Below are 444 nucleotides of genomic sequence, written 5' to 3' on the forward strand. Positions count from 1 at the left end.
GTGGGGTACGGATCCGAACGTCATGCCAGGGGTCATTGGCCGTGATGAGGTCCCGGACTCGGTGGGGGAGCGTACTGCCGGGTCGCCGAGCGGCCCCGGCACGCCCGCGTCCCCGTACGGCCCGGCCCGGGAAACCGGCCGGCAGAACAACCGGCAAAGCTAGAAGGACTTGAGCATGAAAATTCGTAACCAGGGTGCCCAGGTCAGAACTGGCGTGAATCCACTCGACTCTGCATTCAGTGGAGAACTCCGATGACCCAGCCGAATCCCAATACGCTGCCCGGCACCGACCCGATGGGTCTGCCGGCCTGGGAGCAGGGTCTCATCGACGTGCTCGGCGCCGGTGACATGGACAGTCGGCGGTTCACCCGGCCGGGCTGGCTCAGTTTGACCCTGGCGGGTACCTATATCAAGTCCGGAAACCAGCCGTGGAACGACTCGATG

At 64.9% G+C, this 444-nt stretch carries 1 protein-coding gene; it reads left to right on the plus strand.

Annotated elements, in window-relative coordinates:
- Positions 1 to 252 precede the first annotated feature (252 nt).
- On the plus strand, positions 253 to 444 hold a 192-nt coding region (locus C7C45_RS34315; RefSeq protein WP_167454910.1), incomplete at its 3' end, for a hypothetical protein.

The sequence above is a fragment of the Micromonospora arborensis genome (assembly GCF_003205615.1).
Lineage (GTDB): Bacteria > Actinomycetota > Actinomycetes > Mycobacteriales > Micromonosporaceae > Micromonospora > Micromonospora arborensis.